This window comes from Paraburkholderia sp. FT54 (genome assembly GCF_031585635.1).
Lineage (GTDB): Bacteria > Pseudomonadota > Gammaproteobacteria > Burkholderiales > Burkholderiaceae > Paraburkholderia.
This window is the reverse complement of the sequence record NZ_CP134195.1, coordinates 2238955-2256379: the sequence shown is the minus strand read 5'-3', so window position 1 is coordinate 2256379 and position 17425 is coordinate 2238955. Positions and strand designations below refer to the sequence as shown.

Below are 17425 nucleotides of genomic sequence, written 5' to 3'. Positions count from 1 at the left end.
GGGCTTTTCGTTTGACGAGGGCAAGCCTCATCAAACGGTTTGCTGCGACACTCTGGAGCTATTACAGGCAGCCGCTGATTGCACCCGTGGCCTCGCTGCCCGCAGCGCCATTCGCGCGGAAGCCGACCCACGTGCCCTTGCCGGTGTACGACGGACGTACGACAGCGGCGGCGCCGCTAGGCGGCTGCTGACCCGGAACATACACATCCATGGCTTGATCGTTAGCCAACGTGTCTTGCGAAACGACTTGTTGCTGCGAGGTGTCGGCCCATTTTTGCGCGATGCAGGTAGCGACAGCCTTCGGCGGTTGCTGGCTTTGACCAACGGATTGAACGCCAGCGGGCGGTTGAGCGGCGCAGGCGGAAATTGCCACGGTCAAAGCGATTAACGGTAAATATTTCACGTTATCTCCTCATAAGTCGCTCAAAATCGAGCCGGGTTACACGGGATTACGAAAGTGTCAGAGAGACCTTACCGATCCGCGTTCCCGAAGTTCTGGAAACAAGTTGTTAGCAGGCTTTTCAGTGCGGCGAACTTGTGCGAAGGAGTGGCTTGATTGCCGGCCACACGTTGTTGAGTAGCACTGGCTGTGCCTGCTGTGTGGGATGAAGCTGATCGGCCTGGAACATGTCCGGTTTGTCGGCGATGCCGGCGAGCAGAAACGGCACGAGGGGCACACCCAACTGCTTCGACAGTTCGCCGTACAAGCCGTGGAACTTTTGCGTATAGTCCGGGCCGTAATTAGGCGGGACATACATGCCTACCAGCACGACCTTCGCGTGACCTTGCTGAGCCTGCTCGATGATCGTGCGCAGGTTGTCCTCGGTGGTGGAGAGCGGCACGCCGCGCAAGGCGTCGTTGGCGCCGAGTTCGACAATCACGATGCTCGGCTTCAGGCGTTGCATGAGCGCGGGCAAGCGGGCTCGTCCGCCGCTCGTGGTGTCGCCGCTGATGCTCGCATTGGCAACGCTATAATCGATTCGCTCGTCGGTGAGGCGTTGGCGCATCAAGGCGACCCAGCCCGTGTCGCGGGGCAGGCCGTATTCGGCGGAGATGCTGTCGCCGAGCACGACGATCACCGGCCTGGCCGGTTCGGGCGCGTTGGCGGCCCGGGCCGCGAGGCTCACTGAAAACAGGGTGGCGGCCACAACGGCGCAGCTGCATGCCGTTGTCAACGCCGTGGCGCGAGACGTCATGGCACGCACTTTCAACCTACGCTTCACCATGCTAAACAAAACTGATCCAGTCATTGAAGTGCGGGGTTTATCCAAGAAGGTTAAGGATGCAACGGGCGAACTGACGATTCTCGACGACATCGATCTTGCTATCGATGCCGGCAGCAGTGTGGCAATCGTCGGAGCATCCGGGTCGGGCAAGTCTACGCTGCTCGGCTTGCTCGCAGGATTGGACAGCGCGAGCTCGGGCTCGGTTCGGTTGCTCGGCCGCGAACTCGGTGAACTGAACGAAGACGAGCGCGCCGCCTTGCGCAGCGGTTCGGTCGGCTTCGTGTTCCAGTCGTTTCAACTGATGCCTCATTTGACGGCTCTCGAAAACGTTACGTTGCCGCTGGAGCTGCAAGGCGGCATTGGCACGCGCGAGGCTGCAACGCGTGCGCGCCGCTTGCTGGAACAGGTGGGTCTCGGCAAGCGCACCGGTCACTATCCGAAGCTGCTCTCGGGCGGCGAGCAGCAACGCGTGGCGCTCGCGCGCGCGTTCGTCACGCATCCGGCGATCCTCTTCGCCGACGAACCGACAGGCAGTCTCGACGCCGCCACCGGTCATGCGGTGATCGATCTGATGTTCGAGATGAACCGCGCGAACGGCGCCACGTTGATTCTCGTCACGCATGACATCGAACTGGCGCGCCGCTGCGATACGACGGTGACGATCGAGGCGGGACGTCTCGCCTGAGCGGATGTCGAGCGTCGCTACAAAAGCGAAGCGGGCCACAAGGGCCCGCTTTTTCATTCCGGCTCACCTCGCCAAAAGGTGAGTGCCCCAATCAAGTCAGCGTAACTTCAGCGGCGCGGCCCACCGCGCCGCTCACCATCACTTCTTCAACGCCGCGCGCGCCCGCGCGATCAATGCGGACGTCGACGAATCGTGCTTCTTCACATCGGCGCTCGGCGCCGTCAGATCGGCTTCGACCACCTTGCCGAGAATCTTGCCCAACTCCACGCCCCACTGATCGAAGGAGTTGATGTTCCACACCGTCCCCTGCACCAGCACCTTGTGCTCGTACAACGCGATCAATGCGCCGAGCGAACGTGCGGTGAGCGCGTCGACCAGCAGCGTGCTGGTCGGACGGTTGCCTGGAAACACCAGGTGCGGTGCGAGTTCAGGCTTGTCGGCGCCGGCCACTTTCTTCGCTTCTTCGAGCGTGCGGCCGACCATCAGCGCTTCGCTTTGCGCAAAGCAATTGGCGAGCAGCTTCGGATGATGGCTGACGAGCGGATGCTCCGGCGTCAACACGGCGATGAAGTCGATCGGCACGATCGTCGGACCTTGATGCAGCATCTGAAAGAACGCGTGCTGACCGTTCGTGCCCGGTTCGCCCCACGTCACAGCGGCGGTCGGATAGTCGACCGTCGCGCCGTCCAGACGCGCGGACTTGCCGTTGCTCTCCATTTCGAGCTGTTGCAGATACGAAGGCAGGAAATGCAGCGCTTGCGAATACGGCGCGACCAGATAGCTTTGCGAGCCGAAGAAGTTGCGATACCAGATGCCGATCATGCCGAGCAGCACCGGCAGATTCTTCTCCAGCGGCGCGTCGCGGAAATGCTGGTCCATCTCGTTGGCGCCGGCGAGCAGTTCGTCGAACTGCTGCGGTCCGATCGCGATCATGATCGACAGGCCCACCGCCGACCACAGCGAATAGCGTCCGCCGACCCAGTCCCACATCTCGAACACGTTCTCTTTCGCGATGCCGAACTTGACCACTTCCGCGGGATTGGCCGACACGCCGACGAAGTGCTTCGCCAACGCGCTTTCCGGGCAGCCTTTCTCGATGAACCAGTCGCGCAGCGAGCGCGCGTTGGTCATGGTTTCGAGCGTGGTGAAGGTCTTGGAGACGATGATCGCGAGCGTTTCTTCGGGATCGATCTGCTGCATCACGTTGTACAGATCGGCGCCGTCGACGTTCGACACGAAGTGCGTGGTGATCTCCGGCATGGCCAGATGATGCAGCGCATGCACGACCATCTTCGGCCCGAGGTCCGAGCCGCCGATGCCGATGTTCACGACATAGCGGATCCGCTTGCCGGTATAGCCTTTCCATTCGCCGCTGCGCACCTGCTCGGCGAACGCGGCCATCTTCTTGCGCTCGGCCTGGACTTGCGCGTAGAACGGCGCTTTCGGATCGGTGGCGCGCAAGGCGGTGTGCAGCACGGCGCGGCCTTCGGTCGGATTGACGATATCGCCCGCGAACATGGCGTCGCGGCGTTTCTCGACGCCGGCTTCGCGCGCGAGTTGCACTAGCAGTTTCAGCGTTTCTTCGGTGATGCGGTTCTTCGAGAAATCGGCCGCGAGACCGCCGCCCGCGAACGCAAAGCGCTCAGCACGGGTAGGGGCGGGATCGTTCTCGGGGGCGAACCAGTCGCGCATGTGCGCATCGCGAATCTTCTCGTAATGCGTTTGCAGCGAGGACCAGGAGGGGAGCGAGTTCTGGGTCATAGCGTCCGTCTAACCAAGTAGCACGAAGAAAGGCGCGCGCGTGAAGCGCTGCCGAGGATGATGCAACGATGCTGTTAGAGATGCCGCGCGGCCGGGTTCGCCGTGAGTGGCGGCGAAAGTTCGCCGTCACCCGTCGTGGCTCCGACGCGCGGCGCGGTCAGTCAGTATAACGGCGTTGCGTGACAGACGGCAGCGGTTTGGGCCGTCCATCCATAGGTTGGGACGGACAGCGTCAGGACTGCGCCGCCGGATAGAACAAATGGTTCAGCAAGGTTCGCACCATCGGCGCCAGTTCGCCCGCCGTCAGGCCCGCGGGACCGTGGCCTTGCGCGCTCAGCGTGTCGGCGGCGAGGCCGTGCAGATAGACGCCCGCGAGCGCCGCTTCGTAGCGCGGCAGATGCTGCGCGAGCAGGGCGCCGATGATGCCGCCGAGCACGTCGCCGGTGCCGCCCGTCGCGAGCGCGGCGTTGCCGGTCGGATTGATGGCGAGGCGCCCATCCGGAGCCGCGACGATGGTGCCGGCGCCTTTGAGCACCACCACGCTGGCAAAGCGCGCGGCGAGCGAGCGCGCCGCGCTGAGCCGGTCGCGCTGCACGCCCGGCGCGTCGGTGCCGAGCAGACGCGCGGCTTCGAGCGGGTGTGGCGTGAGGATGCACGGATCGCCTTGCACGCCGCGCGCGGTGACGTCGGCCGCGAGCGCGGGATCTTTCGAGATCAGGTTCAGCGCGTCCGCGTCGAACAGCTTGGGCACGTCGAGTCGCAGCACGTCGTGCATCACCTGCGTGGCGCGTTCGCGATGACCCATGCCGCAGCCGACGGCGAGCGCGTCCATCTGATCGAGCGGCAGATCGTCGACGGCATGCAGCATGAGCTCGGGATGCGGCGGATCGTAGGGCGGAGCGCCTTCGCCCAGCAACGCGACGTGCACCTTGCCCGCGCCGGTGAACAGCGCCGCGCGCGAGGCGAGGATCGGCGCGCCGCACATGCCGGTGTCGCCGCCGACCACCGCGAGGCTGCCGAAGCTGCCCTTGTGGGTCGCGAAATCGCGCGCCGGCAGGAAGGCGGCGAAGAGTTCGGGCGCGTTCAGTTGCACGGCCGCGCGGCCGCTGGTGTCGACGCCGATCGGCGCGACGGTGACGGTGCCGGCGAGGTCGCGCCCTTGCGCGGTGAAAAGCCCGGGTTTGGCGCCGATGAAGCTGACCGTGTGGGTGGCGTGGACGGCGGCGCCGTCGCCGTTGCCCACCACCGTGCCGGTGTCGCTGTCGAGGCCGCTTGGGACGTCGAGCGCCAGCACGCCGCCTTTGCGCGGCCGGGCTTTGGCTCGTTGCGACAGCTGCCGGGCGAGCGCCGCGAACACGCCTTCGAGCGGACGTGTCAGGCCGATGCCGAACATGCCGTCCACCAGCCAGGTGTAGCCGTCCAGTGAGGCGGGCGGTGCGGTGGTGATCGCAACGCCTGCCGCGCGGGCCGTGTCGAGTGCCCAGCGCGCGTCTTCCGGTTTCACTTCGACCGGCATGCAGAGCTCGACGGCGATGCCGGCTTCGTGCAGCTCCGTCGCGAGAATCAGCGCGTCGCCGCCGTTGTTGCCCGGCCCGGCGATGAGCCACACCTTCTGGCTGGATTTCCCGATCGAGGTATCGCGCGTGATCTGCTCGCGCAGGAAGCTCGCGGCGGATTTGCCGGCGCGCGCCATCAGCGTGTGTTTCGGCAAGGCGGCGGCCGCCTGGGATTCGGCGATCCGCAGGTCGGTAAGCGTCAGGAGCGGCAGTGCCCGGCTGTGCGGGTTGATGAGCGTCGGCGGCGTGTTATCGGCTTCTGTCATGGCGAGGCTTGGCGGTTCGCCCGTTGGCAGGCGAAAAAGCTTGGGGAATCGCTATGGTAGTGCCGATGGGCGCCCGGCGGGCGCCTCTTGCGGCCCGCTCGTGCGCGGGCCGGCGATTTACCTGAACCGATCCGGGCGTAGGGCGGCCAGCGTGTCCGCGGGGACGTCCGGCGTGCCGCCCGAAATCAGGTCGGCCATGAGCTTGCCCGCTCCGCAGGCGAGACCCCAGCCCGCGGGGCCGTGGCCCACATTGACGAATAGACGCGGATGCAGTGCGTTGCCGATTACCGGCAAGCCGTCCGGCGACAGCAGTTTGACGCCTTCCCACGGCAAGGCCGCGGAGATCCGTGCGGCGCCCGGGATCCAGTCGTGCGTAGCCTGGCCGAGCAGCGCGAGGGCTTCTTTCGTCACCGCTTCGCCCAGCGGCTTGTCGATCTGGCCGGCGCTTTGCAAAACCGCACCGCCCGCGATCCGCAGGCGATGGTTCATGCGGCTGATCGCGATCCGCTTCACGGCGTCCACGATCGCGACGTGCGGCGCGCATTCCTCATGCGCGATCGGTGCGACCAGCGTGTGCAGGCGCAGCGGATGCAGCGGCAGGCGCAAGCCGAGTTGCTCGAGCAGCGGCAGGCTGCCATGGCCGGCAGTCACGACCACGGCGTCGGCGTGGATCACATCCACCTCGCGCGAACGGGAGTTCGTGCCCGGCCGCGGCGCCAGTTCCACCGAGGCGCGCTGGCCTTCCAGGCGAATCGACGAGACTTCGCAGCCCAGCATGAATTGCACGCCGCCTTGCCCATCCAGCGTCTGCTTGATCAGCTTGGCGAAGAGCGGCGCATTGGCCGTACGCTCCTGGTCGAACAGCACGCCGCCGGCGAATTCCGGTTCGGTGCGCACCGAGTGCTCGAAGGCGGCGCATTGCTCGGGTGTCAACTCGTGGTGCGGCACTTCGAAAAGCTGCAGCAAAGCGCGCGCGGGCCGCATCTGCTGCCACTCCTGTTCGGAGCGCACCAGATAGAGCACGCCGCTCGTCTGTTCAAACTCGAGGCCGAAGCGCGCCTCCATGTCCGCCATGGTGTCGCGCGACAGCTCGATCAGCGGCCGCAGCAGTCCGTATTGACGGCCGAACGCGTCGGGTTCCTGCAGCTCGGCGAGCTGCTTGACGAACTGGCGCGCCGATCCGTTGAAGCCGGTCTTGTTGACGACGCCGTTTCTGGCGTTCTGACGGCTCGCCATGAAAGTCGGACCGAACCAGGTGTCCAGCGGGGTCGGCAGGATGGTGCCGCCGTGCCCATAGGTGGCGCCCTGCGCGACCGTGGCGTGGCGCTCGACGACGCATACCCGATGGCCGGCCGCGCGCAGTTGATAAGCGGTGGCGACGCCCGCGATCCCGCCGCCGATGACAATGACATCCATGTTCTGATTCGAATGGCCGACGGGACGCCGAAGCGGCGCATTCCCGTTGAGCGTGACATGCGGCGCGCTGCCGGCCTGTTCAGGCCGCTCGCGCCGATCTGGTGAAAGGGCGAATGATAGCAGTCAAACCGCTGGCGCGGCCACGCGGATGCAACGCCTGAGCGCCGCCGCCGTGCGTGCCGCGGGCGTGTCCGAGGCCGGCCGGAACGTGCCCGGAGCCCATGTGGAACCCGCGCGAAACTATCTCGAAACGCGCCCGAAACCGCACCGCCAAGCCCGCTGGAAGCCTCTTCCCGGGGTATAATCCCGGACTTCCTTTGCGCCTCACGTCGCCTTCACGCGCGACTCATCGGCATCACTCATCGGCATCATTAGCGACGCAACGTCAAGTCCATGGCCCACTTCTCGTGTTTCCCCGGCGCTTCGGCCCTTTCCGATTTCCGTCAAACCCGCCTGCTCGAAACGCTCACGCGCATCGATCCGAACATTACCGGCGTGCGCGGGCAATATCTGCACTTCGTCAACGCCCAGACGCCGCTTTCCGCTGAAGACAACGCGAAGATCGAAGCGCTGATGCACTACGGCGATCCGCTCGAAGAAACCAGAGAGCGCGGCACGGCCGAGACGTTCCTCGTGGTGCCGCGTTTCGGCACGGTGTCGCCGTGGGCCAGCAAGGCGACGGATATCGCGCATCTGTGCGGCCTCACGCAGGTGCGCCGCATCGAGCGCGGCGTCGAATACACGGTCACGCTGAAAAGCGGCCTGCTGGGCGGCAAGAAGGCGCTCTCCGACGAAGCCCGCGCGGCTGTCGCGGCAGCCTTGCACGATCGCATGACCGAAAGCGTGTCCGCGTCGCGCGACCATGCGCTGCATCTGTTCGACGAACTGCCGGCCAAGCCGCTGCAGACCGTCGACGTATTGGCCAATGGCCGCGGCGCGCTGGAAACGGCGAACACGGAACTGGGCCTCGCGCTCGCCGACGACGAAATCGACTACCTGGTCGAGGCTTTCACGAAGCTCGGCCGCAACCCGACCGACGTCGAGTTGATGATGTTCGCGCAGGCCAACAGCGAACACTGCCGCCACAAGATTTTCAACGCGGATTGGACCATCGACGGCGAGAAGCAGGACATCTCGCTTTTCAACATGATCCGCAATACTGAGAAGCTCAATCCGCAAGGCACGATCGTCGCGTATTCGGACAACTCGGCGATCATGGCGGGCGGCATGGCCGAGCGCTGGTTCCCGCGCACGCCGGCCGACCTGGGGGCGAGTGAGTTGCCGGAGCACTACCGCCGCAGCAACGAACTCACGCACACCTTGATGAAGGTGGAAACGCACAACCACCCCACCGCGATCTCGCCGTTCCCGGGCGCCGCGACCGGCGCGGGCGGCGAAATCCGCGACGAAGGCGCGACCGGCCGCGGCGCGCGTCCCAAGGCGGGTCTGGCGGGCTTCACCGTGTCGAATCTGGAACTGCCGGACGGCGTCGAAGCATGGGAAAACGCGCGCGACGCCGCGCAGCCGCTCGCGCACCGCAATCCGGCCGACCAGCACGAAGCGTACGGTCGGCCCGATCGGATCGCTTCGCCGCTGCAGATCATGATCGACGGCCCGCTCGGCGGTGCCGCGTTCAACAACGAATTCGGCCGGCCCAACCTGGGCGGCTATTTCCGCGCTTACGAGCAGAATGTCGCGGGCCTGGTGCGCGGTTATCACAAGCCGATCATGATCGCCGGCGGCATCGGCAATATCTCGGACCAGCACACGCATAAGCACGATCTGCCGGAAGGCTCGCTGCTGATCCAGATCGGCGGTCCAGGCATGCGCATCGGCATGGGCGGCGGCGCGGCAAGCTCGATGGCGACCGGCACCAACACCGCTGAACTCGACTTCGATTCGGTTCAACGCGGCAACCCGGAAATCGAACGCCGTGCGCAGGAGGTCATCAACGCGTGCTGGCAGCTTGGTGAAAAGAATCCGATTCTGAGCATTCACGACGTGGGCGCGGGCGGTCTGTCGAACGCCTTCCCGGAAGTGGTCGACGGCGCCGGCAAGGGCGCGCTGTTCGATCTGCGCAAGATCCAACTGGAAGAAAGCGGTTTGTCGCCGCGCGAAATCTGGTCGAACGAGGCGCAAGAGCGCTACGTGCTGGCCATCGCGCCGGCCGATCTGCCGGCCTTCGCCGCCATGTGCGAGCGCGAGCGCTGCCCGTTCGCGGTGATCGGCACGGCCACCGCCGCGCGCCAGCTCAAGCTGATCGACTCCGAACTGAACGACGACACTGCGCACCAGCCGGTCGACATGCCGATGGAAGTGCTGCTCGGCAAGGCGCCGCGCATGCATCGCGACGTCAAACGCGTCGAGCAGAAGCTCGAACCGGTGGATGTGACCGGCATTGCGCTCGCGGATGTGGCGACCAGCGTGCTACGTCATCCCACGGTGGCGAGCAAGTCGTTCCTGATCACGATCGGCGACCGCTCGGTGGGCGGCACGACCGCGCGTGACCAGATGGTCGGCCCGTGGCAAGTGCCGGTGGCCGACGTCGCGATCACCACCATGGACTACGCGGGCTTCACCGGTGAGGCGATGACCATGGCCGAGCGCACGCCGCTCGCCGTGATCGACGCACCGGCGTCGGGCCGCATGGCGGTCGGCGAGGCCGTGACCAACATTGCGGCGGCGCCGATCGCGTCGCTCGACAAGCTCAAGCTGTCGGCGAACTGGATGGCCGCTTGCGGCGCAGCGGGCGAAGACGCCGCGCTCTACGACACGGTCAAGGCGATCGGCATGGAGTTGTGCCCGGCGCTCGGCATCAGCATTCCAGTCGGCAAGGATTCGCTGTCCATGCGCACCAAGTGGGAAGATCGCGGCGTCGCGAAGGAAGTGGTCGCGCCAGTCTCGCTGATCATCTCGGCGTTCGCGCCGGTTCAGGACGTGCGCCGCCACCTCACGCCGCAACTGCGTCGCGTCAGCGACGTGGGCGAGTCCGTGCTGATCGCGATCGATCTCGGCCGCGGCAAGCATCGTCTGGGCGGCAGTATTCTCGCGCAGGTCACGCAGCAGGTCGGCGACACGGTGCCGGACGTGGAAGATCCGGAAGACCTCAAGCGTTTCTTCACCGCGATCCAGGCACTGAATCAGGACGGCAAGCTGCTCGCTTATCACGACCGTTCCGACGGCGGCCTGTGGGCGACCGTGTGCGAAATGGCGTTCGCGGGGCACGTCGGCGTGTCGTTGAACGTCGACATGCTGGTGCTCGATCCGAACCATGAATCCGATTACGGCGACGCCAAGGACTGGGCGAAGCAGACCAGCGGCCGCCGTGAAGATCGCACGATCCGCGCGCTTTTCACCGAAGAACTCGGCGCCGTCGTTCAGGTGCGCGCGTCTGAGCGCGACGCGGTGCTCGGAGCGTTGCGCGAGCATGGGTTGTCGGCGTGCTCGCATGTGATCGGCAAGCTCAACGAGCGCGACACGATCGAAATCTATCGCGACGCCAAGAAGATCTATGAAGCGCCGCGCACCGAATTGCATCGTACGTGGAGCGAAGTGAGCTGGCGTATCGCGCGTCTGCGCGACAACCCCGCTTGCGCCGACGCCGAATACGACGCGCTGTCCGACGCGGCCGATCCGGGCATCACGCCTGTGTTGACGTTCGATCCGGCGCACGACGTCGCGGCGCCGTTCATCGGCGGGAGCGCGCGTCCGCGCGTCGCGATCCTGCGCGAGCAGGGCGTCAACTCGCACCTTGAAACAGCCTATGCATTCGACCGCGCCGGCTTCGACGCGCACGACGTTCACATGAGCGACCTGCTGGCCGGCCGCGCGAACCTCGCGGATTTCGCCGGCGCGGTGGCGTGCGGCGGTTTCTCGTACGGCGATACGCTGGGCGCCGGCGAAGGCTGGGCGAAGGCGATGCGCTTCAACTCGCAACTGGCCGACATGTTCGCCGCGTTCTTCGGCCGCGAAGACACGTTCGCGCTCGGCATCTGCAACGGCTGCCAGATGATGAGCAGCCTTGCCTCGATGATTCCGGGCGCCGAAGCCTGGCCGAAGTTCACGCGCAACAAGTCGGAGAAGTTCGAAGCGCGCTTCTCGCTGGTCGAAGTGCAGGCTTCACCGTCGCTCTTCTTCAACGGCATGGAAGGCTCGCGCATTCCGGTGGCGATCGCGCACGGCGAAGGCTACGCGGACTTCTCGCAGCAAGGCGATGCGTCGAAGGTCGCCGTGGCGATGCGTTATGTCGATCACCGTGGTCAGGCGACCGAGCAATATCCGTTCAACCCGAACGGTTCGCCCAACGGCATCACGTCGGTGACGACGCCGGACGGCCGCTTCACGGTGCTGATGCCGCATACGGAGCGCGTGCATCGCGCGGTGCAGATGAGCTGGCATCCGGAAGGTTGGGGCGAAGGCGGCACGGACGCCAGCCCCTGGATGCGCGTGTTCCAGAACGCGCGTCGCTGGTTGGGGTGATGGTGTGAGACAGGCTGCCGTGCAGTTCGCGCGCGGCAGCCTTGCCGTGCTGCGGCCACAGGGCCGTGTGACGCGGAAGGAGCGTGGACGGCAAACGCGCCGGTCCGTCTCAGGGCGATGACCCAGATAGACGGCATCTTTTTCGTATCCGCTCGGGTACGTCAACCGCGATATTTCCAATTTGTTCATTCCTTCGTACCCGATCGGGTACGAAACCCCGCATATAAAGAGCCAATTCGCCATTTCGTACCTGCTCGGGTACGAAATAGCGTCTGCCGTTCTGTCTCGTGGCATAATGTTCCCGAGCGGGTACGAACGGACACAGGGGGAAGAGTGCCGGAATCCAACGTTCTCATCGGCAATATGATGGAGTTAGGCGATCTTGTGCGGGCATCGAGGCTCGCACAAGGATTGACGCGTGACGACGTCGCCATCGCGACGGGCCTGTCCCCCAAGTTCATCACGCACATCGAGGCGGGCAAACCGACCGCCCAGATCGGCAAGGTACTGCATCTCCTCAGCGAACTGGGCATTGCTCTGCGGGCGCAAGTTTCCGTAGATATTCCCGCGGCCGTGACCACCAAGGCGCTCCATCGCAGGCGGAATCCCCATGGCGGCTAGAACGCTCGTCGCTTATGCGAACGGCCGGCGCGTGGGCATCGTGAGCGATGACAGCGGCGTCTGGTCATTCACCTACGACAAGGACTGGCTCGGTCATGAAGATGCGTTCGCGCTGTCACCTGCTTTCCCGCTGGATCCCCAGCCTTTCATCGACGGCTCGAGCCAGCGGCCGGTGCAATGGTTCTTCGACAACCTCCTGCCTGAAGAGGAAATGCGCAGCGCGCTCGCCCGCGAGGCCAAAGTCGATGCGAGCGATGCGTGGGGTTTGCTGGCCTACTACGGCCGGGAATCGGCTGGCGCCCTGACGCTGCTTGCCGAGGGCGAGCGGGAGGCGCCTGGCGGCCTGCAGCCTTTGTCGAACGCGAATCTGGAGGCTCGCATACAGGCGATGCCGCAGCATGCGCTCACTGCCACGGCGCCTAAGCGCATGTCCGCGGCGGGCGCCCAACAGAAGCTGCTCCTGACCTTGCGCGGCGACGCGCCGGAGTACGAACTCCTGGAGCCCGTGGGCAGTGAACCGTCCATGCATCTGCTCAAGCCCGACATGCGAAGCACCGGCTATCCGCATTCGGCGATCAACGAGTTTTTCTGCATGCGGTTGGCGCGTGCGATGGGTGTGCGCGTACCGCCTACGCATTTTATGCGTGTGCCTTCGGCCTGCTACCTGATCGATCGATTCGACCGTGACACGAGCGGCGAGCCGGCCCGGCGGCTGCATACCGTCGACGCCATGCAACTGTTGAACTACGACCGCAGCTTCAAATACCAGAACGCGACGGCGCAGGTACTCAGGGACGCTATCGAGAAAACGAGTACGCGGGCAGTGGCGCGTCTCGATGTATTCCGATGGGCGATCTTCAATGTGCTGATCGGCAACGCCGACTCACATCTGAAAAATCTCTCGTTCTTCGTCAGCCCTCGCGGCTACATGCTGGCGCCGTTTTACGATCTGGTCAGTACGGTCGTCTACCACACGCCGACCTACCAGCCGCAGCAGCGGGACCGTTGGCCGCACTGCGATCTGACCATGCCCGTAGGGGACGCCACGCAGTTCGCGCAGATATCCAGAAAGAACATGCTCGCATTTGGCGAAGCGCTTCGTCTCTCGTCGAAAGGCTCGGAAAAGTTGCTGGACGACATGCTGGCCACGCTCGACGTCCGCGTGGCGGAAACCCGGCGCGGCGTCGAGCGGATCGCACAGCCGAATGCCGGCGAAGTGCGGCTGCTCGACTCGATTGTCGCGATGCCGCTTGCGGAGATGAGCCGCGCTTTGCGCAAGTGAGAGATGAACGCCTCGGTTTCGCCAGACAGGTTCGATCCCGCATGAAAAAGGCGCTGTTCAATCATTGACTGAACAGCGCCTTGGCGCAGAAGCGAAGACCGCTGATCAAGAAAAGCGCTAAACCGAAGCATTAAACCGAAGCGCAATCTTGAAGCGGCAAAACCCGCTTACTGAATCTTCGCGTTCTTGCGCAGACCTTCCTCGAACGCCTGCAGCTTTTCCTGCTGGATCTGCTGCACGATCTGCGGGCGCACCTGTTCCAGCGGCGGCGGCGTGATGTTGCGCACGTCGTCCACACGGATGATGTGCCAGCCGAATTGCGTATGCACCGGCGTGTCGGTCATCTGACCTTTCTGCAAATGCGTGGCGGCGTCCGCGAATTCAGGCACGTAGGCCTTCGGGTCCGACCAGTCCAGATCGCCGCCGTTCTTGCCCGATCCCGGGTCCTTCGAATATTGCTTGGCCAGATCTTCAAAGCTTGCGCCGGCCTTGATCTTCGCGATCAGGTCCTTCGCCTGCTGTTCGTTGTCCACGAGAATGTGGTGCAGGTGATATTCCTTGCCGCCCGCATCCTTGATCAGCGCGTTGTAACGCGCGGTGACTTCGGCGTCGCTAGGCGTGTTGTTCTTCACGAAGTCTTCGATCAGCGCGCGCAGCACGACGGTCTGCTGTGCCACGGCGATTTGCGCCTTGATGTCCGTACGATTCGGCAAACCACGGCGCAGCGCTTCCTGCATCAGGATCTCGCGGTTTACCAGTTCCTCGCGCACGGCTTGTTGCAGTTGCGGCGTATTTTGCTGACCTTGATGAACCAGTTGGTCGATCAGCGCATCGGCACGTGCTTTGGGAATCGGCGTGCCGTTCACGACGGCGATGTTCTGTGCGAATGCAGGTGCGGCTGCAAATGCAGCCAGCAATACCCAAAGGTGGGTTTTCTTCAAGGTCATCGAAAATTTTCCTAGCGGGGCAACAAAGCGAATTCTTCGGGCGTATACGCCGTGATGGCAAGGGCGTGAATGCCGCGCTGCATGGCATCGGCCAGCGCATCATACACCATGCGATGCCGCGCCACGCGGGCCTTGCCGGCGAATGCGACAGCCACGATCGTGACACTGAAATGACCGCCGGCGGAGGCGCCGGCGTGGCCCGCGTGCTGCGCGCTGTCGTCTGTGATCTGGATGGAAGTGACCGGCGCCAGCGCGGCGGCAAGGCGTGCCTCGATCAGTGCGGCGCGCTCGGCAGTGGTGGCGTGCATGAACACATCGGTTGTCATGTCATTCTTCCTTCATATACTTCGACAGCCACAAACTCTGTCCAACGATGAACACCACCAGGCACCCGGTGGCCCCGAACAGCTTGAAGTTGACCCACTGATCGGTCGTGTAGTTGTACGCGACGAACAGATTGACGAGTCCGAGCAGCACGAAAAACACCGCCCACACGACATTCAGCTTGCCCCAGATCGCGTGCGGCAGCGTGATCTGCTTGCCCATCATCGCTTCGATCAGGTTCTTGTTGAAGGCCAGTTGCGAGACGATCAGCGCGACGGAAAACGCCCAATACAGCACGGTCGGCTTCCACTTGATGAACGTGTCGTTGTGCAGCACGAGCGTGGCGCCGCCGAACACCGTGACGACGCCGAGACTCACCCACAGCATCGGATCGACCTTGCGGTGGCGAAAGGCCACCCACGCGATCTGCACCAGCGTGGCGACGATCGCCACTGCCGTCGCCGTGAAAATGCCCCAGATCTTGAAGGCGACGAAGAACAGGATGATCGGGAACAGATCGAACAGGAATTTCATTATCTGGTCGGGAAGTCGGAAAATGAGCGGAGAATAAGGGCGCGGTGCGAACCGTCGGGGCAACCGGTTCGCAAGCTGGATGAAGGGTGTCGCGGCCGGCGCGCGCACGTGTGAGCAGACGCCGGCCGGCAACGCGCCGGACTCCGCGCTGCGTTACTTGGGCTCGAATTGTAACGCAGCTGAATTGATGCAGTAGCGCAGGCCGGTCGGCGCGGGTCCGTCTTCGAATACATGACCCAGATGGGCGCCGCAGTTCTTGCACTCCACCTCGATACGCAGCATGCCGTGCGAGCGGTCGGTCTTCTCGGTGATCACTTCGCCGTTGATCGGCTTGAAGTAGCTAGGCCAACCGCAACCGGCGTCGAACTTGGTGTCCGATTCGAACAGCGGCGTGCCGCAACAGACGCAGTCATAGACGCCGCGGTCCCAGTGATCGTGATAGCGGCCGGTGAACGGGCGCTCGGTGGCGGCGTGGCGCGTCACCTGATATTCGATGTCGGAGAGCTGCTTGCGCCACTCGGCGTCGTCTTTCTGTACAGCGGGGGCGTCGGTCTTGAGTTCGTCGGGCTTGTTCATGGTCGGTTCCTGTCTCGGGCTTGTTTTGAGGGCAGCTGGATGGTCAGGTGGATTCGGGTCACTACTTCACTACGCACAATCAGAAGTCGATTAGCGCCTCACGACGAGCAGCTCACTTCCAGCGAACTCGCCCAATCCGGCGGCAGCCCCGCATACGCTTCATGCTCGGGCTGTTCGTCGAACGGACGGCGCAGCACGGCCGCCAGTCGTTCCACTTCGGAAAAATCCTTCTCTTTCGCGTGGCGGATCGCCGTTTCCGCCAGATGATTGCGAAGTACGAATTTGGGGTTCACACGGTTCATTGCAATGGCGCGCGCGGCGTCGTCCCGTGTTTCTTCCGACAGCCGCGCGCGGTAGTCGTTCGCCCAGGCGTCGAACGCGGCGCGGTCGAGAAACAGGTCGCGCACGGGTGCGTCGCCGCTCGCGTCATGCTTCGACACGCGCGCCAGATTGCGGAAGGTCAGCGTGAAATCCGCGCGATTGGCGTGCATCACTTCGAACAGGCGATTCGCAAGCGCATCGTCGCCGGCACGTTCGGTTTCGAGGCCGAGCTTCGCGCGCATGCGCCGCTCCAGCGCCGGGGCGAAACGGTCCTTGAAGCCGCCGAGCACGCGCTGCGCGTCTTCGATCGCCTTCTCGCTGCGCACGCTTTCTTCATGCTTTTCGCCCAGCAGCGGCAGCAACCCTTGCGCGAGGCAAAAGAGGTTCCAGTAAGCGATCTGCGGCTGCATCCTGTATGCGTAACGGCCTTGCGAATCGGAGTGATTACAGATGTAGCCGGCGTCGAAGCCGTCCATGAAACCGAATGGACCGTAGTCGATGGTGAGGCCGAGGATCGACATGTTGTCCGTGTTCATCACGCCGTGGCAGAAGCCGACCGCCTGCCACTCGACCATCAGGTCGGCGGTCGATATGACGGCTTCATTGAGCAAGGCGAGATAGGGATCGTCGGCTTCGCGGCAATGCGGATAGAAACGCTCGATCACGTGATCGGCAAGCGCGCGCAGCGCATCGGTGCGGTCGTTCGAATAAAAGTGCTCGAAGTGGCCGAAGCGCACGAAGCTCGGCGCCACGCGCGTGACCACCGCGGCTGTTTCGACGGTTTCGCGGCGCACCGGCTGATCGGAGCCGATTACACACAGCGCGCGCGTGGTCGGAATGCCGAGGTGGTGCATCGCCTCCGAACATAGATACTCGCGAATCGACGAACGCAATACGGCGCGGCCATCGCCCATGCGCGAGTAGGGCGTGCGCCCGGCGCCTTTGAGCTGCAACTCGAAGCGCTGGCCGTGGTGTTCGACTTCGCCGAGGCCGAGCGCGCGGCCGTCACCGAGCTGGCCGGCCCATACGCCGAACTGATGCCCCGAATAGACCGACGCATAAGGCAGCACTTCGGCAGGCCATTCGCGCGTGACGTTGCCCGAGAACAGTTCGGCAAAGCCCGGATCGTTCTCGAGCCCCGGTTCCAAACCGAGCAGCGCGGCGGTTTCCGCGGAAAACCCGACAAGGTAGGGCGCGCTGAGCGGCGCCGCGGGCAAACGCGTCAGAAACACGCTGCCGAGCCGTGCGAACGCGCTCTCGTGCAACGTGGTGAGCGCATCGGAAAGAGCCGTCAAAGGCCCGGATAACCCTGCAATGCTTGGGGAAAACGACATGTTGAGCGCCTCTGGATTAACCGATATTGTAAGTCCGCGCCCGCGGAGCTGCTGGCCGGCCGTACGTACGTCTGTCCCGTACCGATCCTGTCCGGGT

General features: G+C 64.2%; 14 protein-coding genes. 4 read left to right on the top strand and 10 right to left on the bottom strand.

Features of this window, described 5'->3' with window-relative positions; translation table 11 throughout:
* Positions 1–61: 61 nt before the first annotated feature.
* On the bottom strand, positions 62–403 hold the full coding sequence (locus tag RI103_RS10515; RefSeq protein WP_310811985.1) for a hypothetical protein: 342 nt from the start codon (positions 401–403) through the stop codon (positions 62–64).
* A gap of 118 nt (positions 404–521) precedes the next feature.
* Entirely contained in the window at positions 522–1196 is a 675-nt protein-coding gene (locus RI103_RS10510; RefSeq protein WP_310811984.1) for an arylesterase, read from the bottom strand.
* 28 nt (positions 1197–1224) lie between these two features.
* On the opposite strand from RI103_RS10510, the gene RI103_RS10505 reads away from it, so the two are divergent.
* Complete coding sequence (locus tag RI103_RS10505) at positions 1225–1911, top strand: ABC transporter ATP-binding protein (protein ID WP_310811983.1); 687 nt, start codon at positions 1225–1227, stop codon at positions 1909–1911.
* A 138-nt stretch (positions 1912–2049) separates the two neighbouring features.
* On the opposite strand, the gene pgi is transcribed toward RI103_RS10505, so the two are convergent.
* The 3 genes from pgi to RI103_RS10490 form a co-directional block, all read right to left on the bottom strand.
* Positions 2050–3672, bottom strand: coding sequence for a glucose-6-phosphate isomerase (gene pgi / locus RI103_RS10500; RefSeq protein WP_310811982.1), 1623 nt, complete (start codon positions 3670–3672; stop codon positions 2050–2052).
* Between the two features lie 232 nt (positions 3673–3904).
* Positions 3905–5494 (bottom strand): NAD(P)H-hydrate dehydratase, encoded by a 1590-nt coding sequence (locus RI103_RS10495; RefSeq protein ID WP_310811981.1) that lies wholly within the window; start codon positions 5492–5494, stop codon positions 3905–3907.
* Positions 5495–5611: 117 nt separating this feature from the next.
* Entirely contained in the window at positions 5612–6910 is a 1299-nt protein-coding gene (locus RI103_RS10490; protein ID WP_310811980.1) for an FAD-dependent oxidoreductase, read from the bottom strand.
* A 393-nt stretch (positions 6911–7303) separates the two neighbouring features.
* Between RI103_RS10490 and purL the strand changes: the two genes are divergently transcribed.
* The 3 genes from purL (at position 7304) to RI103_RS10475 (ending at position 13292) form a co-directional block, all read left to right on the top strand.
* A complete protein-coding gene (purL, locus tag RI103_RS10485; protein WP_310811979.1) occupies positions 7304–11389 on the top strand; it encodes a phosphoribosylformylglycinamidine synthase in 4086 nt (1361 codons plus the stop codon).
* Between the two features lie 363 nt (positions 11390–11752).
* Positions 11753–12010 (top strand): helix-turn-helix domain-containing protein, encoded by a 258-nt coding sequence (locus RI103_RS10480; RefSeq protein ID WP_310815219.1) that lies wholly within the window; start codon positions 11753–11755, stop codon positions 12008–12010.
* Positions 12000–13292, top strand: coding sequence for a HipA domain-containing protein (locus RI103_RS10475; protein WP_310811978.1), 1293 nt, complete (start codon positions 12000–12002; stop codon positions 13290–13292). The genes RI103_RS10480 and RI103_RS10475 overlap by 11 nt, the downstream gene beginning before the upstream one ends.
* A 167-nt stretch (positions 13293–13459) precedes the next feature.
* On the opposite strand, the gene RI103_RS10470 is transcribed toward RI103_RS10475, so the two are convergent.
* The 5 genes from RI103_RS10470 to RI103_RS10450 all read right to left on the bottom strand — a co-directional run bounded on the left by RI103_RS10470 (position 13460) and on the right by RI103_RS10450 (position 17328).
* A complete protein-coding gene (locus RI103_RS10470; protein ID WP_310811977.1) occupies positions 13460–14239 on the bottom strand; it encodes a peptidylprolyl isomerase in 780 nt (259 codons plus the stop codon).
* 11 nt (positions 14240–14250) lie between these two features.
* A complete protein-coding gene (locus RI103_RS10465) occupies positions 14251–14565 on the bottom strand; it encodes a BolA family protein (RefSeq protein WP_310811976.1) in 315 nt (104 codons plus the stop codon).
* Between the two features lies 1 nt (position 14566).
* Positions 14567–15097, bottom strand: coding sequence for a septation protein A (locus tag RI103_RS10460; protein WP_095419421.1), 531 nt, complete (start codon positions 15095–15097; stop codon positions 14567–14569).
* A 153-nt stretch (positions 15098–15250) separates the two neighbouring features.
* Complete coding sequence (gene msrB, locus RI103_RS10455; RefSeq protein ID WP_310811975.1) at positions 15251–15673, bottom strand: peptide-methionine (R)-S-oxide reductase MsrB; 423 nt, start codon at positions 15671–15673, stop codon at positions 15251–15253.
* A gap of 98 nt (positions 15674–15771) precedes the next feature.
* Complete coding sequence (locus RI103_RS10450; RefSeq protein WP_310811974.1) at positions 15772–17328, bottom strand: protein adenylyltransferase SelO family protein; 1557 nt, start codon at positions 17326–17328, stop codon at positions 15772–15774.
* Positions 17329–17425 lie beyond the last annotated feature (97 nt).